Here is a 21,269-nt window from a genome sequence, read left to right as displayed (position 1 = left end):
GATCTGAGGGCCCGGGCCAAACGCCGTACGGCACAGCCAACTCATTGCGGGGAGGAACTGGAACTGATGAGCAGCGACTGCATTTTCTGTGCGATCGTCGCAGGTGACGCACCGAGTGCGCCGATCGCCGAGACCGAGTCGACGTTCGCGTTCATGGACATCCAGCCCGGGTCGGATGGGCATCTGCTTGTCGTTCCGAAACGTCACAGCACGGACCTGCGGGATATCCCGGCCGAGGATCTGTCCACAGTGGTGCTCGAGTCCCAGCGCATCGCCAAACACGCCTTCGACGCCTGGGGAGCCGATGGCGTCAACCTCCTCAACTGCTGTGGTGCCGAGGCTTGGCAGTCGGTCTTCCACTTCCATATGCACGTCATTCCGCGCTACCGGGACAAGGACAAAGACCGCCTGAGTCTGCCGTTCGCACCCGGCGTCCGCGGAGATCAGGAGCTCATCGGCTCTCTGGCCGCGAGTATGCGGGAGTCACTCGGCGAGGGATGAGGAGCCGCCGCCGCAGGTGCGGACTCTATCGTCGCGGCCGACCTCGCCGAGGCGGTGCACAGTGCCGGGGTAGCCGACCGTCACCGTGCCAGGTCGATGATCGTCATCCCCGCCGAGGCAGCAGGGGAGCCCATCGCCTCCATCGCCGCGGGCGCTTCGTCGAGGCCGATGACATTCGTGACGAGGTCCTGCGGTCGCAAGCGCCCCTGAACGACGAGGTCGACGAGCTCCGGGTACTCAGCCGCAGCCATGCCATGTGAGCCGAGCACACTGAGTTCGAGCGCGATCACCCGCGGCAGGTCGACGACCGGCTCCGCGGGCAGCAGCCCGATCTGCACATGCCGGCCCAAGGGTGCCAGGGCACCGATCGCCGCCCGAATCGTGTCCTCCCGACCCAGAGCATCAACGGTCACCGCCACCCCATCCGGATCGGTCATGGCAAACTGCGCGACCACCTCGGCGCTCAGCCCTCGGGACTGAGACCCCGTGCGTTGACGCATCGTTCGGCACCGAACTCACTGGCGGATTCCAGGGCCGCATCGCTGACGTCGATGGCGACCACCTTCGCGCCGAGGGCCCGGGCGATCATGATCGCCGACAGTCCCACCCCGCCGCAGCCGAAGACGGCGACCGTCTCGTCCGCGGCAAGCCGAGCCCGCACCCGCAGACCATGGAAGGCAGTGGCGAATCGACATCCGAGCCCGACGACGGCCGCGGCCGGCAGATCGTCGGGCACGGCCACGAGGTTCGCATCGGCATTGTGGATGACGACCTGATCCGCCCACGACCCGAAATGCGTGAATCCCGGCTGCGTCTGATCGGGGCACACCTGCGCATTGCCGGAAACGCACCACCGGCACGTCCCGCACCCGCACACAAATGGAACGGTCACCCGCTGGCCGACACGGAAGTCCTGTACGCCCACACCCGCCGAGGCGACCCGACCGACCAGCTCATGCCCGGGCACGTGGGGGAGAGCGATCGTCGCATCGTGGCCGGCCCACGCGTGATGATCGCTGCGGCACACCCCGGTGGCTTCGACATCGATGACGACGCCGGCATCGGGGGCCGTGGGAGCGGAAATCTCCTCGAGTCGGGGACGGACGGAGAACTGATCGAAGACAATGGCACGCATACCGTCGATCGTAGGCGCGCCGGTGCCGCGACCGCGAAGACGTCCACGAAGCGGCGCGGCCGCAGCGACTGGTCAGCACGGCGGGCCCGGCGCAGTCGCAGCGGCTAGCCAGCGCAGCCCCCAGGCGACTCAGCGCGGATAGACTTCGGCGACTGCCAAGGCATCGAGCAGTCGAGCCCGCAGCGTCTGCGCCCTTCCAGAGAACTCCTTCTGCCGCTCCATGTACTCGGCCTTGCCCGCAGCGGTCTCGATGGCGACGACTCCGTAGCCCCATCCGCGCAGGTCATAGGGGGAGGCCTCCATATCCAAGGTGCGAATGTCGAGCGCCAGGTCGAAGCAGTCGACGACGAGATCCGAATCAGCGATCGGCGAGATCTTCATCGCCCATTTGTACAGATCCATCCCCGCGTGCAGACATCCGGGCTGCTCGTTGGCGACCATGCCCTCGCGGCTCGGCTGCAAGGTGTTGAGAGGCCGGGCCGGTTCGGTGAAGAAACGGAACGCATCATGATGCGAACACTGGATGCGGTGGCCTTCGACCACGGCATCGGTCTCGGCTGGGCTCAGCCGCAGCGGCACCTGCTGATGACGGCGCTGCTCGTCGGTGAGACGGTAGACCATCGCCCATTCGTGGATGCCGAAGCATCCGAAGTTCGCTTTCCGGTTGAGCGTCGACGACAGCAGCGAGGCGATGAACTTCGCCCCGTCTCCACGGTCGGTGCGCCAGGACTCGAGGTCCACCTCGGCGAAATTCTGCGCATCGTCGATGCGATACCACCGACGATCGAAATACCGACGATGATCGGCCGTCTCAAGTGCAACGCGCACACCAGGACCTGGATGCCACTTCTTCAGCTGCCCGACCTTGAACGGGTAGTAGGTGAAGAGGAAGTCTTCGACCGGGTGGGTCTCCTGTCGCATCCGCCGCTCGATATGCGCATCGGTGCGCTCGGCGATCCGTTGTTCGTGCTCGTCACGCAGCTCGCGCCAGATCTCGGCAGGAACGACACCGTCACCGAGGCGGCCCGACGATGCGTCGGTACGCTCGGTCGCCGCCCTGTACGGGGCGGGAGCCGTGGTCGAGAGTGCGGAAGTCACCGCACCATTGTCCCAGACGGTCGAAGCGGGCTCCAGCTCAGCGACCGGAGCGCTTCGTGCCCTTCGCCGCAGGTGCGGTGAGTGGGTCCTCCGGCCACGGATGCTTCGGGTAGCGGCCCCGGTTCTCGGCCCGGACATGGGCGTAAGCATTCGCCCAGAAAGAGGCGAGATCGCTGGTCACTGCCAGGGGCCGCCTGGCAGGGGAGAGCAGGTGCAAGGTGACCGGAACCCGTCCGTCGCAGATGCGCGGCACATCCGTCCAGCCGAAGCACTCCTGGAGTTTGACCGCGAGGACCGGGCTCGTCTCGACGAGATCGGGATTCGGATACTCGAGCCGGACGTGTGACCCGCTGGGCACTGTGACGTGGGTCGGCACAAGCTCGTCGAGGCGGGCCGCCTCGGGCCAGGGCAGCAGACCGCGCAGCGCGGAGACGAGGTCCACGCGGGCAGGATCGGAGCCCTTCGCGATCTGGTCGAGCGCATCAGGACACCACTGATCGAGCGTGTCAGAGAGGTGCTCCCACGTCACCTCCGGCCACGGGTCCCCGTAGATCGCGCGGAGCAGTCCCAGCCGGGCGCGCAGCGATTCGAAAGCCTCCGACGGACGCAGAACCTCGCGGGCTCCCCGTTCGCGCACCGATTCGGCGATGGCACGGCGGGCGAGATCGGGGCCGGCCTGGATCGGGGTAGAGGTCAGTTCGATTCCGCCGAGGCGGAAGCGCCGTACCCCACGGACCTTCCCGGACTCGAACGTCGCCGTTTCTTCTATGTGCAGCAGTCCGGCGCCGGCGAGTTCCGCTGTGTCGCCGTCGATCGGCACAGCAGACCGGATGATCGCCCGCGATCCGGCCAGGCCTACTTCGGCGATGGCCAACCATGGGCTGCCCTGGAGCGAGGAGTCACGCGGCAGGCTCGCCGCCGTGCCTGAAGCCAGCAGGTATTCGGAGTCTGAGGCACTGCGCAGACGCGCGATCTGCAGGGGATAGGACAGCGCCGTGACGAGTCCGAGATCTTCGGGGGTCAGCGACGCGCCGGAATCGCCGGTGACCATGCCACGGTCGCCGATTCCGCCGTTCCCGGTGCCGTCTCCCGCGTCTCCGCCATCTCCGCCATCGCCGCTCGAGGCGAACTCGCGTGCGATCGACGCGAACCGTTTGCGGTCCTGAGCGAATCGAGCATCCTTGCTGCGCCGCAGCTGCCGCAGCAGAGCGGAGAGATCGGCGCCTGGAGCCCTCTGCTCGGATTCGATGACGGCGACCGCTTCTGCCGCACGAGCGGGAGAGAGCAGCGCAGCCCCGTCCAGGAGGCCACGTGCCGACCACACCGAGGCGGGAACCGCCGCGATCGCCCGCCCCGTCTCGGTGACGTGCAGAGCCGAGTCCTCCACAGCTCCCAACGCGACCAGGTTGTCGACCGCCTGCCGCCTCGGTCCGTCCGGCAGCGGATCGGGCAGCAGGGTCTCGTCGCCGCCCCACACGGCGAGCGCGAGCACTGCGGAGGTGAGATCGGAGGTCGCGACCTCGGGTGGAGTGTGCTCGGGCAGGCTCGCCCAATCAGCCTCTGACATGCACCGATACGCAACACCCGGTCCCTGCCGGGCGGCACGACCGGAACGCTGTGTTCCCGAAGCCTTCGACTCCCGCATCGTGACCAGCCCGGACATGCGACGCCGCGTATCCAGCCGTGGTCCCCGCGAGAGTCCCGAGTCGACGACGATACGGACCCCGTCGATCGTCAGCGCCGACTCCGCCACCGAAGTCGAGACGATGACGCGACGGTTCCGTCCCTGGTCGGTACGTGGGCGCAGGATCGCGTCCTGCTCTTTCGCAGGGGTCCGACCAGTCAAAGTGTGCACCTCGACCGCGTCACCGGTACCCGAACCACCAGAGCCGATCGGTCCGCCACCACCCGAACCGCCATCTGATTCCACACGGCGCCGCACGCGGGAAGCCACCTCGTCGACTTCGCGTGCACCGGGAGCGAAGACGAGGACATCGCCCTCGTCGGTCCCAGTCAGCGCACGCACCGTCGTCGCCGCCAGATGATCAAGGAAGTCCCAGGTCACACCCCGTGCATCGAGCGGCCGCTCCTTCGCCGGTGCCCATCGGACCTCCAAAGGATAAGCATCTGCCGCCACCGACAGCAGAGCCGCCGGCGCCTGCGGCCCGTCCCCGAGACGCGCGGCCCACAGCTGCGCATCCAAGGTCGCCGACATGACAACGACGGACAGATCCTCACGCAGATCCGCCAATTCCCGGCACATCGCGAACGCAAGATCCGTATCCAACTGCCGCTCATGCACCTCGTCGAGGATGACTCCGGCGACTCCGGTCAGCTCCGGATCACGCAGCAGCCGGGACAGAAGCACACCCGTGGTGACGAACTCGATCCGCGTCGCCCTTGAGGTCCGCGACTCTCCGCGGACGGTGAAACCGACAACCTCGCCGAGGCGGGTCCCCGTCAACGACGCCAGCCGCCTGGCCGCGGCGCGGGCCGCCATCCGCCGGGGCTGTGTGACGATGATGCGGCCCGGACCAGCCAGGTGCTCAGCGATCATCGGCGGCACCACGGTGGTCTTGCCGGTCCCGGGAGGAGCCTCCACGACCAATCTCGGGGCGGGGGCCGCCTCGGCGAGGCCCAGCTCATCGATGAGCGCGGCGGCGGGCAAGCCGGCCCCGATGCGGGCGAGATCGAAGGTGTGCGGGATGTGCGGATCGGGCATGTCACCAGTCTCTCAGCAGGGCGGCCCGCCCGCACATGGGCCGCCGCCTGAGGATCTGCGGGGACCCGATCGCGGATCGACGTGCACCGACGCGCGGAAGGCACCAGGCACTGACTAGACTGTGACACATGCGTATCGCCAGATTTGTACATCAGGACGAACCCAAATACGGAGTAGTCGAGGGTGAAGTGCCGCCGATCACCGACGGAAGCTGGGACACGTCGGGACTCGAACTCGCGGTTCTCGACTCGGACCCCTTCTTCTCTCCGGCCCAATCGACAGGCGAGAGGCTGAAGATCGACGACGTGCGTCTGGTCAGCCCCATCCTGCCGCGTTCGAAGGTCATCGGCGTGGGCCGCAACTTCGCCGCACACGCAGCAGAACTCGGCAACGAGGTTCCCGTGACTCCGGTGACCTTCTTCAAGCCGAACACCGCGGTCATCGGCCCCGGCGACCCCATCCGCCTGCCCGCCATCAGCGAATACGTCTCCTATGAGGCCGAACTCGCCGTCGTCATCGGCCGTGTGGCAAAGGGTGTGAAGGCGGAGAATGCCAACGACTGCGTCCTCGGCTACACCGCGAGCAACGATGTCACCCTGCGCGACCTCCAGAAGTCCGACAAGCAGTGGACTCGGGCGAAGGGCTTCGACACCTCGGCCCCGCTGGGCCCCTGGATCGAAACCGAACTCGACGTCGACGACCTCGGCATCCGGTCCTGGGTCGACGGGGATCTCAAGCAGGACGGCACCACCGCCGACTTCATCTTCGACATCCCGACCATCATCGAGCACCTGTCGGAGACGATCACCCTGCTGCCCGGCGATGTCATCCTCACCGGAACTCCGGAAGGGGTCGGGCAGATCGTGTCCGGCAACCGCGTCGACATCGCCATCGAAGGACTCGGCGTTCTGTCGAACCCGGTCATGGACGCCTGAGCCGACCGCCGCCTCGGCGATCGCATCCACGGAACACCAACGCCACCACACCACCAGCGCCACCGCGCACACCACTGACTCACACCCGAGAAGATCACGCAAAGGACAATCGTGAGCGTCAAAGTTCGTTTCTGCCCATCACCCACCGGCACCCCGCACGTCGGCATGGTCCGCACAGCCCTGTTCAACTGGGCCTACGCCAAGCACACCGGCGGCAAGTTCGTCTTCCGCATCGAAGACACCGACGCGGCACGTGACTCCGAGGAGAGCTTCGGCCAGGTCGTCGAGGCCCTCAAATGGCTGGGCCTGGACTGGGACGAAGGCATCGAGGTCGGCGGCGACAACGGCCCCTACCGTCAGTCGCAGCGCGGCGAGATCTACGCCGACGTCATCGAGAAGCTCAAGGCCGGCGGCCACATCTACGAGTCCTACTCGACCAACGAGGAAGTCGAAGCCCGGCACAAGGCCGCAGGCCGTGACCCGAAGCTCGGCTACGACGGATACGACCGCGACCTCACCGACGAGCAGAAAGCCGCCTTCCGCGCCGAGGGCCGCGAACCCGTCTGGCGCGTGCGCATGCCCGATGAGGACATCACCTTCACCGACCTCGTCCGCGGCGACATCACCTTCAAGGCCGGCACCGTGCCCGACTTCGTCGTCGTCCGTGCCAACGGCCAGCCCCTGTACACCCTGGTCAACCCCGTCGACGACGCGCTCATGGGCATCACCCACGTGCTCCGCGGCGAGGACATCCTGTCCTCGACCCCGCGCCAGATCGCTCTCTACGAACACCTCAAGGCCATCGGCATCGCCGAGGCGACCCCCGAGTTCGGCCACCTGCCCTACGTGATGGGCGAAGGCAACAAGAAGCTGTCGAAGCGCGACCCCGAATCGAACCTGTTCCTCCACCGCGAGAACGGCTTCATCCCCGAGGGACTCATCAACTACCTCGCCCTGCTCGGCTGGTCCATCGGACCCGACCGCGACGTGTTCAGCGTCAAGGAATTCAGCGAGGCATTCGACATCCACGATGTCCTGCCCAACCCGGCCCGCTTCGACGTGAAGAAGGCCACCGCCATCAACGCCGACCACATCCGCCTCCTCGAGCCGGATGACTTCCGTGACCGTCTGGTGCCGTATCTCCAGGCCGCCGAGGTGCTCCCGGAGTCCCCGACGGATGCTCAGCTGGCGATCCTCAACGAGGCGGCTCCGCTCGTGCAGACCCGCATGAAGCTGCTCGGAGAAGCTCCTGACCTGCTCGCGTTCCTCTTCACCTCCGATGACGACCTCGTCATGGCCGAAGACGGATTGAAGACGCTCAAGGACTCCGCCCCCGAGGTGCTCGCCGCCTCCATCGAGGTCCTCGAAGGGCTCGACGACTGGACCACGGCGAAGCTCGAAGAGGTGCTGTCGGCGAAACTCGTCGACGAGATGGAGATCAAACCGCGCCTGGCCTACGGACCCCTGCGTGTGGCCGTGTCCGGTCGCAAGGTCTCCCCGCCGCTGTTCGAGTCGATGGAGATCCTCGGCAAGGACTCCTCCATGACACGCCTCAAGGCACTCGCGGCGCAGCTGTGAATCAGACGGCCTGGACCCGCGGGGGACTGCACTTCCGTGACGTGACGGTCACCGTGCCGTTCGATCATTTCGGATGGGCGGGGGATGCCGCCTCGGCGGGGGAGAGCTCTGGGTCAGCCGCCTCGGGGAAGGTGAATCTGCCGGACACGGTGGACGTGTTCGCGCGGATCATCGCCACCGAGGCGGACAGTCAGAAGCCCTACCTCGTGTACCTGCAGGGCGGGCCCGGCGTGGAAGCCCCGCGGCCGGGCATCGTCGGAGGCCCAGGCGGCTGGGTGAAACGTGCCCTCGAGGAATTCCAGGTCGTCATGCTCGACCAGCGCGGAACCGGGAAATCGAACCCGATCGGCTCTGTCGACGGGGCCATCACCGGCCTTGAGACGGTGGGGGAGGACCCGGCCGCGATCGCCGAGGCGCTGTCGTACTTCCGCGCCGATTCGATCGTCGAGGACGCGGAGATCCTGCGCGGCCACCTCGGCGCGGAGACGTGGTCCCTGCTGGGGCAGTCCTTCGGCGGCTTCACGACTCTGCGCTACATCTCCGCGCATTCGAGTGCCCTCCACGAGGTGTACTTCACAGGCGGTCTGCCGGCGATCGGCCTCGACCCCGCGACCGTCTACGGACGTACGTGGGAGGGCATGATCCGCAAGTCCGAGCAGTATTACGCAGCGTTCCCCGGCGACCGTGAGAAGATGCGGCGCCTCGTCGAGCTCGCGTCTGTCGGTGACGGTCTCGCCCTGCCTGGGGGCGCGCGGGCGACGCCGGAGCGGATCCGTCTGCTCGGGCACTTCCTCGGTGCCTCGGACGGTCCGGAGAAGCTGCATTATCTGCTCGACCTCGACTTCTCGTCGGGGGCGTTCCGGCATGACCTTGCCGCGTCTCTGCCCTTCTCGGGGCGCAATCCGCTCTATGCCGTCATCCACGAATCCTGCTGGGCCGACGGCACTGTGACGAACTGGGCGGCCAGGCGGGCGATGCCCGCTGCTGTGGCCGAGGATCCGACGCTGCTTGCCGGCGAACATGCCGGGCCGGAATCGGTGCATGAGGATCCCGAGCTCGCCCCCTTCGCCGAGGTGGCCGAGCTCGTCGCCGCACGTCAGTGGCCCGGTCTCTACGATGTCGAGGCTCTGCGGGCCGCCTCGGTGCGTGGTGCTGCGGCAGTGTACTTCGAGGACGCGTACGTGCCGGTGGAGTATTCGCTGGCCACGGCCGAGCATCTCTCCGGGGTGCAGCCGTGGGTGACGAATGAGTACGAACATAACGGTCTGCGCGCCGACGGGTACCGGGTCCTCGACAGGCTCATCGGCCTCGCCCGCGGGTGAGGCTTGGGTGTTAAGAAGGTCACACTGAAAAGGAGCCTCTCGGATTTGTCGGGAGGCGGGGTGCTTGTGTAGAGTTATATCTCGTTGCTCAGGGAAATCTCCTCGGGGATGACCTTGAAAAACATTGGGCTATGGTGTAATTGGCAGCACGAGTGATTCTGGTTCATTTAGTCTAGGTTCAAGTCCTGGTAGCCCAGCGGACACAGTCTGGATCAGTCCAGGAGTGTTGTTCTAGCCCCCGTCGTCTAGTGGCCTAGGACGCCGCCCTCTCAAGGCGGTAACGGCAGTTCGAATCTGCTCGGGGGTACGGTTGAGCCCCGCATCGAATCTCGGTGCGGGGCTCACTCTAATTCACGGGCGTTCCTGCACCGTGTCAGCATCTGCGGGTTCAAGATTCATATGCACTGATTGAGATCACCACTTCTGCACATTGAAGCCGCTCCTGCGCCAGAAATATAGGGCGCAGTGAGTCAGCGGCTGACTGAATCGGCGATGCGCTTCGTATGTTCGGCCGTCTTTATGTTGGAGACGATGAGTTCGAGCACGAGGCGGACGCCGATGACCCACAGGGCCGGGATGATCCAGCCGAAGATGATCGAGAGGATCAGCGGCAGCACACTGAAGCTCGGTCCGTCGTTGAAGTAGCCTGCGGTCGCACCTGCGGCGATTCCCGTGGTGATGCCGGCGACGATGGTGCCGAGGTAGGACAGGACCGCGACGACGATCGCGATGATGTAGATGAAGCCCGCCCACTTCACCGCGATGAAGTTGTCGAAGCGGATGTCGAACAGCGACTTGAAGAACCCGGACTGCTGGGGATTCGACTGCGGAGGCTGACCATACGCAGGCTGACCGTAGGCGGGCTGACCATAAGCCTGCTGCTGGGCTGCACCCTGCGAGTATGCGCCCTGCTGATAGGGATCCTGCTGATAAGCGCCGGGCTGCGAGTATCCGCCCTGCTGGTACTGCTGGCCCTGTGCCTGATTGGCATTGGGATCATAGGTGCCCTGCTGATAGGTGGGCTGATCGGGCTGGAACTGCGCATCCTGGCTGGGCTGCGATACCGGTGCATCCTGGTTGGGCTGGAACTGAGTGTCCTGAGGATTCTGCCCCGACTGGTCGGAGGCTGACTGGGCACTCTCCGGCTGGTCGCTCGCACCAGGGTTCTGGCCGTCGAGGTTCTGCTCAGCCGAGCTGCTGTTCGGGTCGTTCGGGTTCTGCGGTGTCGACATGGTGTCCCCTTCGAGAATGGAACGTACCCAGGGCAGGGCACGCTCGCCTGATATCTGCCTGTAGTCGCAACCTATCAGGATACGCCGACTCGCGGCAGGGCGACTGTCATTTCGGAAGGAAGCACGAAGTATCGTCTGCCCCGGTCAAAGCAACGCTCCACTCGACGACAAGCTCGCCACCCGGGGCGACGACGTCGAAGTCCTCGCCGGCTTCGCCCGCGGCGAATGCATTCGGGGGACAGGTCATCGGCTCGATCGCAATCGCCCGACGTGCCAGATCCTCATCGAGGCCGTCGCCCGTACACGCCTGCCAGGTGCGGAACCCTGGCCCCATCCCGACGACGACCTCGCGCAGATCTGCACCCTTCAGCCGTGCCCGTGACCATCCGTCGTCACCGCGCCGAGGTGAGCCGTACGCATCATCGAGGATCGTGCCGCCGATGAGGCGCAGCGCCCGGAAGTCCTTGCACACCATGCATGCGGAATCATCGGAGGCATGATCGGCCGGGACGGCAGTGCCGTCATCGAAGGGGCGAACAGCCGTGGGGATGAGCCGCTCGTCGGTCTCGTGCCAGTGCGCAGCGGGAATGACGAGCTGAGCCTCGTCGACAAGGGCGCCGTCAATGGGGTCGGTTGTACCCGATGGGGCCGTGCCCGGGGAGAGCCACGGATGAAATCCAAAACCGAACGGTGCGGGAGCCGACCCCGTGTTGAGGGCACGTGCGCGCATGCGCAGCTCCGCCTCGGCGAGTTCGAAGTCCACCTGCAGATCGAACGCGAACGGATACCCCTCCGTCGCCTCCAGCGTGTATTCGAGACTGACCGTCGACTCGGTGCGCTCGACCACCGACCATTGCGTATCGGCGACGAGGCCATGCAGCGCGGTGTTGCGTTCGGGCTCGGTGATCGGCAGCCGGTGGCTGTCTCCGGCGAAGTCGTACCGACCTTCATCGATCCGATTCGGCCAGGGCGCGAGTACCGCTCCGTCGAAGGCGTTCATCGGCACCACGACGGGACGATCGCCGACGCTGAAGCGAACCAAGCTCGCGCCGATGGTGGAGATGACCGCCGCTGACTCGTCACAGGCGAGTTCGATGGTGGCGGTCATAGGTCTCCAGGGTGCTCGAGCGCGGGAAGAACAGTTGCAGATATTCTACGCCGTCCGCACGCATCCGGGCCGCCAGATGTTAGCATTATGATCGGAAATGATAACTTTTGGGAGGTCTGATGCCAGCGTCGCATCGCCGGGCGAACCTGTCCGATGGTCGTGAGATCCTGTTCTTCCAGGACCCCGACTCACCTGCACCGACGATCGCCGCCGACCCCCGGCCACACGATTCGCGCCCCGACAGCGGCACCCTGCGCTTCGACGTCCTCACCGGCGAATGGGTCGCCGTGGCCACCCACCGACAGACCCGCACCCACCTGCCCGCCGCCGCCGAATGCCCGCTGTGCCCGTCGACGCCGGACCGTCCCACCGAGATTCCGGCCGCGGACTTCGACGTCGCCGTCTTCGAGAATCGCTTCCCCTCCCTCGGCCCCGGCCTCGGTGAAGTCCCGTCCGCTCAGAGGGTGGACACCACCTTCGCCGAGGCGGCCGCGGACTCCGCCGAAACCGTGACCTTCGCGCTGTCGGGACCGGGATACGGCCGCTGCGAAGTCGTCGTCTTCTCCTCGGAACACACGGGCTCCTTCGGCGGACTCGGCACCGCACGCGCCCGCACGGTCATCGACGCCTGGGCCAACCGGACGGCCGAACTCTCTGCCCTGCCGGGCATCGAACAGGTCTTCATGTTCGAGAACCGCGGGGAGGAGATCGGCGTGACGATGAACCACCCGCACGGACAGATCTATGCTTACCCGTATGTCACCCCGCACACCGCGATCACCTCGGCCCGGGCGCATGAACATCTGCGCCGAACCGGTCGGCCGCTGCTCGGGGATGTCCTCGCCTTCGAACGCGAGGCACGAGAGCGAATGATTCTCGAGACCGATCACTTCTCCGCCTTCGTGCCCTTCGCGGCCCGCTGGCCGATCGAAGTCCACCTTGTTCCGCACCGCCAGGTGGGAAGCTTCGACGAACTCGACGACACCGAACGCGACGACCTGGCCCGCGTCTATCCGGAGGTGCTGCGGCGCATCGACAGCCTCTACCCGAGTCCCACACCGTATATCGCGGCCTGGCACCAGGCGCCGGTCAACAGTGCCGACCGTCGCGCCGACTGGCTCCACCTCGAGATCACGAGCCCCCGCAGAGCGGAGAACAAACTGAAGTTCCTCGCCGGTTCGGAGGCCGCCATGGGCGCCTTCGTCGGCGACGTCTCCGCCGAGGAGACAGCAGCCAGACTGCGTGCGGTGACCCTGGAACCCCTCGCCGAGGCGGCCGTACCCGTGAGCGCGAATGCGAGCACGGCTTCGGCGTTGAACCTGGAAGGCGATCGTTCATGACCACAGAGACCCCCGGGGCCGTGACAGCACCGACCCCCGAACACCTCGCCGAGGAGTTCGAGGCCCTGTTCGGATACCGTCCGATCGGTTCGTTCCGTGCACCAGGCAGGGTGAACTTCATCGGCGAACACACCGACTACAACCTCGGGTTCGTCCTGCCCATCGCCATCGACCGGGCCGTGTACGTCGCCATCGGTCGGCGACCGGAGAGTGCAGAGAACACGGGAACTGTGCAGCCTCCTCGGCGGGGAGAGAGCATTCGCATCGTCTCCGACCATCGCGATGACACCGGTCAACGTCTGTCCGGTCAGTTCGCGGCCGCGGAGCTCGTGCCCGGAACTCTGCCCGGATGGCTGAGCCATCCTGCGGGAGTCGTCGACGAGATCGCGAAGACCACCGGCACGGTGGTCGGCGGAGTCGACCTCTATATCGAATCCACCGTGCCCGTCGGCGCCGGACTGTCCTCATCGCACGCACTCGAAGTCGCGGTGCTCATCGCCCTCGACGAGGTGTTCGACCTCGGCCTCGACGACCGCGAGAAGGTCCTGCTGACACAGCGAGCAGAGAACGACTTCGTCGGTGCGCCGACGGGCATCGTCGACCAGGCGGCGTCGATCATGACCGAGGCCGGGCATGCGCTCTTCCTCGACTGCCGCGACCTCAGCGCGCGCCAGATTCCCTTCGACCTCGACGCCGAGGGGCTCAGACTCCTCGTCATCGACTCGAAGGTCTCTCACTCGCACAGCGAAAGCGGGTACGGCGCCAGGCGGAGGACCTGTGAGGAATCCGCTGCGATCTTCGGAGTCGACAGTCTGCGGGAACTCGCCGACGACGTCGACCTGAGCGAACTGAGCGAGGAACAGCGCAAGCGGGTGCGCCACGTCATCGCCGAAAACGCTCGGGTCCGCGCCACCGTCGAACTGCTCGAAGACAATGAACGATCAACCGGCGACGAACATGACGCGCGCATCCGTGCCATCGGAGACCTGTTGGTGGCCTCCCACGAATCGCTGCAGCACGACTACGAGGTCTCCTGTGTCGAACTCGATGTGGCGGTGGCTGCTGCGATGGGAGCCGGGGCGCTCGGCGCGCGGATGATCGGCGGCGGCTTCGGCGGCTCGGGGATCGCGCTCATCCGGGCAGACCGGGTCGAACAGGTCGGCGACGCCGTGACGGCGGCATTCGCCGAGCACGGCTTCGGGGAGCCGGACATCTTCGCGGTCAGAGCGGGTCGGGGGGCTGCCCGTTTCGACTGAGTTCCTGATTCGGCCGAACCCATTTCGGCTGAGCCGCTGATTCGGCTGACCAGGCAGGCGTTGACCTCTCGATCCTTCGCAGTTCATGCTGGAACCTCAGATGAGGATGAAATCGAGCAGGAGGGGGAGCGGCATGGGTATCTGCGACGTCAATGGAGTGAGCCTCGGTGTCGACGAGTTCGGTGAGGCGGAAGCGCCGCTCGTTCTCTGCCTCGGCGCCCCGACGCTGCTGTCCTGGCCCGATGCTCTGTGCGAACAGCTGGCAGGGCAGGGACGTCACGTTGTGCGCTGCGACCTCCGCGATGCCGGGGCCTCGAGCCATGGTGATCTCGAATCACCGGACTACACCCTGCGAGACCTCGCTGCTGATGCCGTCGAACTCGCACGGACCTTCGACGGTCGACCCGCTCATCTCGCAGGAATCAGTATCAGCGGGATGGTCGCGCAGGTCGCGGCGCTCGACCACCCGGAGGCGTTTTCGTCGCTCACTCTCATCGGCACCCGATCGGTCGCTCCCGGACCCGTCGACGATGACCTGCCGGATCATGATCAGGCGACGATGCGTCCGCTCTTCTCCCGATCGCAGCCGGACTGGGCGGATGTCGACTCGGTGGCCGACTATATGGCCGAAGGTGCACGGATCCTCGGCGACGATCCTGATGAGGCCCGCGAGGTCGCTGCCCGGATCTGGGAGCGGACCCAGAGCTCCGATTCAGGACAGGGCTCGGATCCGACACAGAACTCAGATCCGGAAGCTCATCTGGCCGATCAGCTGGGAATGGTGTTCTCCCGCCTCGACTGCCAGCCACGCTGGCGAGAACGCCTGCCGCAGCTGCGCGTGCCGACGCTGGTCGTGCACGGCAGCCGCGATCCGTTCTTCCCCGTCGGCAATGGAGAGGCGCTCACCCGAGAGATTCCCGGTGCCCGGCTGATCATCCTCGAGGAAGCCTCGCGGACAGTGCCGGCTGAGGACTACCCCGAGGTTGCGGCAGCGATGGCCGCGCTCTGAGGAGGTGCCGCGCGGACTGCGGTGTCAGTCGGTGCCGGGGGCCGTCTCGGTGTCGGCGTCCGCACCATTTTCGGGAGTTTCGACGATGCGGATCGGACGCAGCTTCGCCCAGATGAGGAAGACGGCTGCGGCGATGATGAGGCCGATCCCGGTCCACAGATTCGCATCGACCCCGCCGGTGCGCTCGGCTTCGTCGGGGGTGAAGCCGACGATTCCGGCGATCGTGAGGATGACGCCGAAGATCGCCAGCAGCGCACCGATGAAGTTGCGGACGTCGAAGGCGCCTGCGGTCTTGGTCAGTTCGTTGGATTTGCTCATGGGTCTCACTGGCTCCTTCAGCCGAATGTCACGTTGAGGATGATGACGAGCACCAGAGCGACACCCGCGACGGGCACGGGGCGCTTCCAGAACGGCGCCTTCGGTTCGCTGAGGTCCTCGAAATCGGACTTCGGGGTCTCCGAGTAGACGAGTCCGCGCAGCTCCGCGGCGGGCTTCGGCGTGGTGAACAGGGTGACGATCACCGACAGAACGATGTCGACGACGAACGCCGTGCTGGCCGCGAGGAATGCGGCACCCTGACCGGGCAGATCGAGGACTCCGGTCTCGGCGAGGATGAACACGAACACGGCCGAGAGCGTGCCGCCGACGAGGCCGACCCAACCGGCGGTCGCCGACATCCGCTTCCAGAACATACCGAGGATGAACGTGGCGAACAGCGGGGCGTTGAAGAAGCCGAACAGCGTCTGCAGGTAGTCCATGAGGTTGGAGAAGTTGCCCGCGATGAGCGCTGTGAAGATCGCGACGACACAGGCACCGATCGTCGCCCAGCGGCCGATCTTCAGGTAGTAGTCGTCCTCGCGGTCCTTGACCACGTACTGCTGCCACAGGTCATAGCTGAAGACCGTGTTGAACGCGGAGATGTTCGCGGCCATACCGGCCATGAACGCGGCGAGGAGGCCGGCGATCGCCACACCGAGGAGACCGTTGGGCAGGACCTCGCGCATGAGCAGCAGGAGCGCGTCGTTGTATGTCACGCCCGTCTGTTCGAGCGCGGTCGCCTCGTCGATGTTGGCCGAGATCTCCTTGAACTGCGTCATCTGCGGCACGAGCACCGCGGCGATCATGCCGGGGATGACGACGATGAAGGGGATGAGCATCTTCGGGAAGGCGCCGATGATCGGGGTCAGGCGGGCGGCGTTGATCGACTTCGACGCCATGGCGCGCTGGACCTCGACGAAGTTCGTCGTCCAGTAGCCGAAGGAGAGGACGAAGCCGAGGCCGAAGACGATGCCGACGACGGAGAGGACGGGGTTGGAGAACCCGGAGAGCTGTTCGCCGGGCCAGCTGCTCAGCTGCTCGGCGCCGAGCATTCCGTCATTGCTCACCCGGTCGACCAGTCCGTCCCAGCCGCCGACGCGGTTGAGGCCGATGAGGGTCAGCGGCAGGAGGGCTGCGACGATGACGAAGAACTGCAGGACTTCGTTGTAGATGGCCGCGCTCAGTCCGCCGAGGGTGATGTAGGACAGGACGATGGCGGCGGCGACGATGAGCGTGATCCACAGCGGCCAGCCGAGCAGACGGTTGACGATCGTGCCCAGCAGGAACAGGTTGACACCGGCGATGAGCAGCTGTGCGACGGCGAAGGACAGCGCGTTGACGAGGTGGGCGCCCGTGCCGAACCGTCTGCGCATGAACTCCGGAACCGACCGGACCTTCGAACCGTAGTAGAAGGGCATCATTACGACACCGAGGAACAGCATCGCCGGGACCGCGCCGATCCAGAAGTAGTGCATCGTCGGCATGCCGTACTGGGCGCCCGTGGCGGACATGCCCATGATCTCGACAGCGCCGAGGTTGGCCGAGACGAAAGCGAGACCCGTGACCCAAGCAGGCAGGCTCCGTCCGGAGAGGAGGAACTCGATGCTCGAGGAGATCCCGCGTTTGGCGAACCACCCGATGCCGAGGACGAAGATGAAGTAGATTGCTATCAGCAGATAGTCGATCCACTGTGCGTCCAAGCGGATTGCTTCCAAGGTTCCTCCATATGCGTCAGTGCATGGCTTCAAAATGCGTCAATGCATGGATGCTTGTGGTGTGCGACACCCGAGTGGACACTTTAGAGGATTGTGAGCCTGATCGCTAGTGATCGAACCTGAACAGTTTTGATCGTTTGGTCGGCAGGTCAGGCGACCTCGACCTCGACGCCTGCCTCACGCAGGGCCGTGAGCGCGGATTCTTCGCTCTTCGAGTCGGTGATGAGCTGGTGGATCTGCTCGGTCGGGACGGTGAGCACCGACGAGCGGAGCCCGACCTTCGTGTGATCGACGAGGGCGGTGACGCGTCCGGCTCCGGCAGCCATCGCCCGATCCGTATCGGCGACGGGGAACGCCGGTGTCGACAGGCCGAAGTCCGCGGCCAGGCCGTTGCCGGAGAGGAAGACGGTATCGGCGCGCAGGCCGAGCAGCTGAGACACCGTCCCGCCTCCGACGAAGGCCCGGATCGAATGGCGCAGCAGTCCGCCGACGACGATGACCTCGTTGTCGGGGGAGGAGACCATGGCCTCGGCGACGAGCAGTGAATTCGTCACCACGCGCAGACCCGAACGCGTCACGAGCTCCTTGGCCAACAGTTCGGTCGTCGTTCCCGGCCCCAGCGCCACGACATCGCCGTTGCGCACCTGGGTCGCCGCAGCGCGGGCGATCGCCGTCTTCTCGGCCAGAGCCTGCTCGAGCTTCTCCGCATAACTCGACTCCCGCGCACTCGACGCGAGAACGGCACCGCCGTGGGTGCGGATGAGCCTGCCCTCCTCGGCGAGCTGATCGAGGTCACGGCGGATGGTCACGGCCGAGGTAACGAGCTTCTCCGACAGGGAGGTGATGGAGACGGCGCCGTCTCTCTCGATCGTATCGACGATGATGTTGCGTCTCTGAGCGGCGATCATGGAGCCATAGTACAGACCCGGAGGCCGTCTCAGCCGCGCACGAGTGCTTCGGTCAGCGCACGCGCGGCGTCGATGACCGACTTCGCGTGCAGGCGACCGGGCTGACGGGTGAGCCGGTCGACCGGTCCGGAGATCGAGACGGCGGCGACCACTCGATTGCTCGGTCCGCGCACGGGGGCCGACACCGAGGCGACGCCCCGTTCGCGTTCGGCGATCGACTGGGCCCAGCCTCGGCGACGGACCCCGGAGAGCATGGTCGCGGAGAACCGGGCACCACGCAGACCCGTGTGCAGACGGTCCGGCTCCTCCCAGGCCAACAGCACCTGAGCCGCAGAACCGGCGCGCATCGACAGGGTCGCACCGATCGGCACGGAGTCGCGCAGGCCCACGGGGCGCTCGGCCGCGGCCACGCACAGACGCAGATCGCCCTGACGGCGGAAGAGCTGAGCGGACTCGCCGGTCTGATCCCGCAGCTGACCGAGCACCGGCCCGGCCGCGGCCAACAGGCGGTCCTCGCCGGCGGCCGACGACAGCTCGGCCAGGCGCGGCCCGAGGACGAAGCGTCCCTGCAGGTCGCGACCGACGATGCGGTGGAATTCGAGGGCAACAGCCAGGCGGTGGGCAGTGGGGCGTGCCAGTCCGGTCAGCGTCACCAATTCGGCGAGAGAGGCGGGTCCGGCCTCAAGTGCGGAGAGAACCATTGCGGCCTTGTCGATGACCCCGACGCCGCTACCATTGCTTGTCATAGGCACCATTGTGCGCGTCTCAGTGGGCGAGATGCAAGTTCGCATTGCGATACGGCCGAGTAGATTTCGAATACGCACTCACCCCAGTGCGCACATCGCAGTTCATCGACGCGGTCGTACCTCGGCCCGTCAGGTCTACATCGGGTGCAGAGATCCCTGCACCGGCGGGAGGAACCATGCCACGCACATTGGCCGAGAAGGTCTGGGCCGATCACGTCGTCTCACGAGGTGTTGACGGTGCGCCGGACCTTATCTACATCGATCTCCACCTCGTCCACGAGGTGACCAGCCCGCAGGCCTTCGACGGACTCCGACTCGCCGGGCGCCCCGTGCGCCGCCCCGACCTCACCATCGCCACCGAGGACCACAACACCCCGACGTGGGACATCGACAAGCCGATCGCCGAACCCACCTCGGCCACGCAGATCAACACCCTGCGCAAGAACGCCGAGGAATTCGGCATCCGGCTGCACAGCCTCGGCGACACCGACCAGGGCATCGTCCACGTTGTGGGACCGCAGCTGGGCCTGACCCAGCCGGGCACCACCGTCGTCTGCGGCGACTCGCACACCTCCACCCACGGCGCCTTCGGAGCGCTCGCCTTCGGCATCGGCACCTCCGAGGTCGAACACGTGCTCGCCACGCAGACGCTCAGCCTCAAACCCTTCAAGACGATGTCGATCACCGTCGACGGCGACCTGCCCGAAGGCTCGAGCGCCAAGGACATCATCCTCGCCATCATCGCGAAGATCGGCACCGGCGGGGGACAGGGCTACGTGCTCGAATACCGCGGCTCGGCCATCCGCCAGCTGTCCATGGAAGCCCGGATGACGATCTGCAATATGTCGATCGAAGCCGGTGCCCGGGCGGGAATGGTCGCCCCCGACGAGACGACCTTCGAGTACGTCAAGGGCCGCCCCCACGCCCCCGAAGGCGAAGACTGGGACGCCGCCGTCGAGTACTGGAAGACCCTCTACACCGACGAAGGCGCGGAATTCGACGCCGAGGTGGTCCTCAAAGCCGAAGACATCGAACCCTTCGTCACCTGGGGAACGAACCCCGGCCAGGGCCTGCCGCTGTCGGCGAGCGTGCCCAGCCCCGACGACTTCACCGACGAGAACGACAAGGCCGCAGCCGCCAATGCGCTGGCCTATATGGGCCTGACCCCGGGCACGCCGCTGCGCGAGATCGAAGTCGACACCGTCTTCCTCGGCTCGTGCACGAACTCCCGGATCGAAGATCTCCGGGCCGCCGCCGAGGTGGTCCGCGGCCGCAAGAAGGCCGACAACGTCCGCTTCATGGTCGTCCCCGGCTCCGCAAAGGTCCGCCTCCAAGCGGAAGAAGAAGGCCTCGACGTCATCTTCAAGGACTTCGGCGGCGAATGGCGCTTCGCCGGCTGCTCGATGTGCTTAGGGATGAACCCGGACCAGCTGGCCGAAGGCGAAAGGTGCGCCTCGACCTCGAACCGCAACTTCGAAGGCCGCCAGGGCAAGGGCGGACGCACTCACCTGGTCTCCCCGCTCGTGGCCGCTGCCACCGCGGTGCGCGGCACCCTGTCCTCACCGGGCGACGTCGCCGACCTGCCGCGGGATGCCGAACCCGTGGAATGGGCCGACAACCGCCTGTCCCTCAACCTGACACCCGTCTCGGCGAACGACTGACAAAGGAGGACGAGCCATGGAAGCTTTCACCACCCACACCGGCATCGGCGTTCCTCTGCGCCGATCCAATATCGACACCGACCAGATCATCCCCGCGAAGTTCCTCAAGCGGGTCACCCGCACCGGCTTCGAGGACGCCCTGTTCTACCGCTGGCGGACCAACGACGACTTCGTCCTCAACGACCCCGATTTCGCATCCGGCTCCGTCCTCGTCGCCGGCCCCGACTTCGGCACCGGCTCCTCCCGCGAACACGCCGTCTGGGCGCTCAAGGACTACGGCTTCCGCGTCGTCCTGTCCTCCCGCTTCGGCGATATCTTCCGCGGCAACTCCGGCAAAGAGGGTCTGCTGGCCGCCCAGCTCGAACAGGCCGATATCGAACTGATCTGGAAGATACTCGAGAACCATCCCGGCACGTCGATCACCGTCGACCTGAACGAGAAGACCGTGACGTGCGACACCGTCACCGTGTCCTTCCAGATCGACGACTACACGCGCTGGCGCCTGCTCGAAGGCCACGACGACATCAGTCTCACCCTGGCCAAGGAAGACGAGATCGTCGGCTACGAATCTTCCCGCTTCGCCTTCAAGCCGACGACCCTGCCCGCCAAGGTCTGACCCTCACCCAAGCCGGCCCGTCCGTATCGATCCACCCCCACCGAGGCGGCCCGCCGTCACGTTCGAACG

General features: G+C 66.1%; 19 protein-coding genes and 2 tRNA genes. 11 read left to right on the top strand and 10 right to left on the bottom strand.

From position 1 onward, the window contains the following. Positions 1-66: 66 nt before the first annotated feature. Entirely contained in the window at positions 67-501 is a 435-nt protein-coding gene (locus ACSBQT_RS05145; RefSeq protein ID WP_410711172.1) for an HIT family protein, read from the top strand. Positions 502-581: 80 nt separating this feature from the next. Here ACSBQT_RS05145 and ACSBQT_RS05140 read toward each other — a convergent pair whose 3' ends face one another. From ACSBQT_RS05140 to hrpB, 4 genes are all read right to left on the bottom strand, one after another. After that, a complete protein-coding gene (locus ACSBQT_RS05140) occupies positions 582-938 on the bottom strand; it encodes a zinc-binding dehydrogenase (protein ID WP_435001034.1) in 357 nt (118 codons plus the stop codon). Positions 939-964: 26 nt separating this feature from the next. Then, entirely contained in the window at positions 965-1,636 is a 672-nt protein-coding gene (locus tag ACSBQT_RS05135) for an alcohol dehydrogenase catalytic domain-containing protein (protein WP_435001033.1), read from the bottom strand. Positions 1,637-1,765: 129 nt separating this feature from the next. Next, a complete protein-coding gene (locus tag ACSBQT_RS05130) occupies positions 1,766-2,734 on the bottom strand; it encodes a 3-methyladenine DNA glycosylase (RefSeq protein WP_410711174.1) in 969 nt (322 codons plus the stop codon). Between the two features lie 37 nt (positions 2,735-2,771). Next, positions 2,772-5,456: an ATP-dependent helicase HrpB gene (gene hrpB, locus ACSBQT_RS05125; RefSeq protein ID WP_435001031.1), complete on the bottom strand. Its 2,685-nt coding sequence runs from the start codon at positions 5,454-5,456 to the stop codon at positions 2,772-2,774. A 128-nt stretch (positions 5,457-5,584) separates the two neighbouring features. Between hrpB and ACSBQT_RS05120 the strand changes: the two genes are divergently transcribed. The 5 genes from ACSBQT_RS05120 to ACSBQT_RS05100 all read left to right on the top strand — a co-directional run bounded on the left by ACSBQT_RS05120 (position 5,585) and on the right by ACSBQT_RS05100 (position 9,598). Continuing rightward, complete coding sequence (locus ACSBQT_RS05120) at positions 5,585-6,391, top strand: fumarylacetoacetate hydrolase family protein (RefSeq protein WP_101544555.1); 807 nt, start codon at positions 5,585-5,587, stop codon at positions 6,389-6,391. A gap of 111 nt (positions 6,392-6,502) precedes the next feature. Beyond that, positions 6,503-7,969, top strand: coding sequence for a glutamate--tRNA ligase (gene gltX / locus ACSBQT_RS05115; RefSeq protein WP_435001030.1), 1,467 nt, complete (start codon positions 6,503-6,505; stop codon positions 7,967-7,969). Beyond that, positions 7,966-9,291: an alpha/beta fold hydrolase gene (locus ACSBQT_RS05110; protein WP_410711177.1), complete on the top strand. Its 1,326-nt coding sequence runs from the start codon at positions 7,966-7,968 to the stop codon at positions 9,289-9,291. The genes gltX and ACSBQT_RS05110 overlap by 4 nt, the downstream gene beginning before the upstream one ends. A gap of 125 nt (positions 9,292-9,416) precedes the next feature. Next, positions 9,417-9,488 (top strand) — tRNA-Gln (locus ACSBQT_RS05105). Between the two features lie 37 nt (positions 9,489-9,525). After that, positions 9,526-9,598 (top strand) — tRNA-Glu (locus tag ACSBQT_RS05100). A 163-nt stretch (positions 9,599-9,761) separates the two neighbouring features. Here ACSBQT_RS05100 and ACSBQT_RS05095 read toward each other — a convergent pair. Both ACSBQT_RS05095 and ACSBQT_RS05090 read right to left on the bottom strand, forming a co-directional pair. Next, positions 9,762-10,523: a DUF4282 domain-containing protein gene (locus ACSBQT_RS05095; RefSeq protein ID WP_410711178.1), complete on the bottom strand. Its 762-nt coding sequence runs from the start codon at positions 10,521-10,523 to the stop codon at positions 9,762-9,764. A gap of 106 nt (positions 10,524-10,629) precedes the next feature. Continuing rightward, entirely contained in the window at positions 10,630-11,631 is a 1,002-nt protein-coding gene (locus ACSBQT_RS05090; RefSeq protein ID WP_410711179.1) for an aldose 1-epimerase family protein, read from the bottom strand. Positions 11,632-11,750: 119 nt separating this feature from the next. Between ACSBQT_RS05090 and galT the strand changes: the two genes are divergently transcribed. From galT to ACSBQT_RS05075, 3 genes are all read left to right on the top strand, one after another. Next, positions 11,751-12,971 carry a galactose-1-phosphate uridylyltransferase gene (gene galT / locus ACSBQT_RS05085; protein ID WP_410711180.1) on the top strand — a complete coding sequence of 407 codons (1,221 nt, stop codon included), beginning with the start codon at positions 11,751-11,753 and terminating at the stop codon, positions 12,969-12,971. Further along, positions 12,968-14,227, top strand: coding sequence for a galactokinase (galK, locus tag ACSBQT_RS05080; RefSeq protein WP_410711181.1), 1,260 nt, complete (start codon positions 12,968-12,970; stop codon positions 14,225-14,227). Before galT ends, galK begins: the two co-directional genes overlap by 4 nt. 133 nt (positions 14,228-14,360) lie before the next feature. Then, positions 14,361-15,236 (top strand): alpha/beta fold hydrolase, encoded by an 876-nt coding sequence (locus ACSBQT_RS05075; RefSeq protein WP_435001028.1) that lies wholly within the window; start codon positions 14,361-14,363, stop codon positions 15,234-15,236. A 24-nt stretch (positions 15,237-15,260) separates the two neighbouring features. Here ACSBQT_RS05075 and ACSBQT_RS05070 read toward each other — a convergent pair whose 3' ends face one another. The 4 genes from ACSBQT_RS05070 to ACSBQT_RS05055 form a co-directional block, all read right to left on the bottom strand. Then, positions 15,261-15,554 (bottom strand): hypothetical protein, encoded by a 294-nt coding sequence (locus ACSBQT_RS05070; RefSeq protein ID WP_410711183.1) that lies wholly within the window; start codon positions 15,552-15,554, stop codon positions 15,261-15,263. Positions 15,555-15,571: 17 nt separating this feature from the next. Then, positions 15,572-17,269, bottom strand: a complete 1,698-nt coding sequence (locus ACSBQT_RS05065; protein WP_410711184.1) for a sodium:solute symporter family protein — start codon at positions 17,267-17,269, stop codon at positions 15,572-15,574. Positions 17,270-17,418: 149 nt separating this feature from the next. Continuing rightward, the gene (locus ACSBQT_RS05060) at positions 17,419-18,177 is read right to left on the bottom strand and encodes a DeoR/GlpR family DNA-binding transcription regulator (RefSeq protein WP_410711185.1); all 759 of its coding nucleotides are present in this window, start codon (positions 18,175-18,177) and stop codon (positions 17,419-17,421) included. Positions 18,178-18,206: 29 nt separating this feature from the next. Beyond that, complete coding sequence (locus ACSBQT_RS05055) at positions 18,207-18,923, bottom strand: IclR family transcriptional regulator (protein ID WP_025777351.1); 717 nt, start codon at positions 18,921-18,923, stop codon at positions 18,207-18,209. A 176-nt stretch (positions 18,924-19,099) separates the two neighbouring features. On the opposite strand from ACSBQT_RS05055, the gene leuC reads away from it, so the two are divergent. Both leuC and leuD read left to right on the top strand, forming a co-directional pair. Next, the gene (gene leuC / locus ACSBQT_RS05050) at positions 19,100-20,584 is read left to right on the top strand and encodes a 3-isopropylmalate dehydratase large subunit (RefSeq protein ID WP_410711186.1); all 1,485 of its coding nucleotides are present in this window, start codon (positions 19,100-19,102) and stop codon (positions 20,582-20,584) included. 16 nt (positions 20,585-20,600) lie between these two features. Continuing rightward, positions 20,601-21,200: a 3-isopropylmalate dehydratase small subunit gene (gene leuD, locus ACSBQT_RS05045; RefSeq protein WP_410711187.1), complete on the top strand. Its 600-nt coding sequence runs from the start codon at positions 20,601-20,603 to the stop codon at positions 21,198-21,200. The last annotated feature ends 69 nt before the right edge of the window (positions 21,201-21,269 follow it).

The sequence above is a fragment of the Brevibacterium sp. H602 genome (assembly GCF_051172395.1).
Taxonomy (GTDB): Bacteria; Actinomycetota; Actinomycetes; order Actinomycetales; family Brevibacteriaceae; genus Brevibacterium.
This window is presented reverse-complemented; position numbering and strand designations above follow the sequence as displayed.

What these genes read in the sequence shown, in the direction of transcription:
- ACSBQT_RS05145 (WP_410711172.1), top strand. Translation starts at nt 67, where the DNA reads ATGAGCAGCGACTGCATTTTCTGTGCGATCGTCGCAGGTGACGCACCG.
- ACSBQT_RS05140 (WP_435001034.1), bottom strand. Translation starts at nt 938, where the DNA reads ATGACCGATCCGGATGGGGTGGCGGTGACCGTTGATGCTCTGGGTCGG.
- ACSBQT_RS05135 (WP_435001033.1), bottom strand. Translation starts at nt 1,636, where the DNA reads ATGCGTGCCATTGTCTTCGATCAGTTCTCCGTCCGTCCCCGACTCGAG.
- hrpB (WP_435001031.1), bottom strand. Translation starts at nt 5,456, where the DNA reads ATGCCCGATCCGCACATCCCGCACACCTTCGATCTCGCCCGCATCGGG.
- ACSBQT_RS05120 (WP_101544555.1), top strand. Translation starts at nt 5,585, where the DNA reads ATGCGTATCGCCAGATTTGTACATCAGGACGAACCCAAATACGGAGTA.
- ACSBQT_RS05095 (WP_410711178.1), bottom strand. Translation starts at nt 10,523, where the DNA reads ATGTCGACACCGCAGAACCCGAACGACCCGAACAGCAGCTCGGCTGAG.
- ACSBQT_RS05090 (WP_410711179.1), bottom strand. Translation starts at nt 11,631, where the DNA reads ATGACCGCCACCATCGAACTCGCCTGTGACGAGTCAGCGGCGGTCATC.
- galT (WP_410711180.1), top strand. Translation starts at nt 11,751, where the DNA reads ATGCCAGCGTCGCATCGCCGGGCGAACCTGTCCGATGGTCGTGAGATC.
- galK (WP_410711181.1), top strand. Translation starts at nt 12,968, where the DNA reads ATGACCACAGAGACCCCCGGGGCCGTGACAGCACCGACCCCCGAACAC.
- ACSBQT_RS05075 (WP_435001028.1), top strand. Translation starts at nt 14,361, where the DNA reads ATGGGTATCTGCGACGTCAATGGAGTGAGCCTCGGTGTCGACGAGTTC.
- ACSBQT_RS05070 (WP_410711183.1), bottom strand. Translation starts at nt 15,554, where the DNA reads ATGAGCAAATCCAACGAACTGACCAAGACCGCAGGCGCCTTCGACGTC.
- ACSBQT_RS05060 (WP_410711185.1), bottom strand. Translation starts at nt 18,177, where the DNA reads ATGATCGCCGCTCAGAGACGCAACATCATCGTCGATACGATCGAGAGA.
- ACSBQT_RS05055 (WP_025777351.1), bottom strand. Translation starts at nt 18,923, where the DNA reads ATGACAAGCAATGGTAGCGGCGTCGGGGTCATCGACAAGGCCGCAATG.
- leuC (WP_410711186.1), top strand. Translation starts at nt 19,100, where the DNA reads ATGCCACGCACATTGGCCGAGAAGGTCTGGGCCGATCACGTCGTCTCA.
- leuD (WP_410711187.1), top strand. Translation starts at nt 20,601, where the DNA reads ATGGAAGCTTTCACCACCCACACCGGCATCGGCGTTCCTCTGCGCCGA.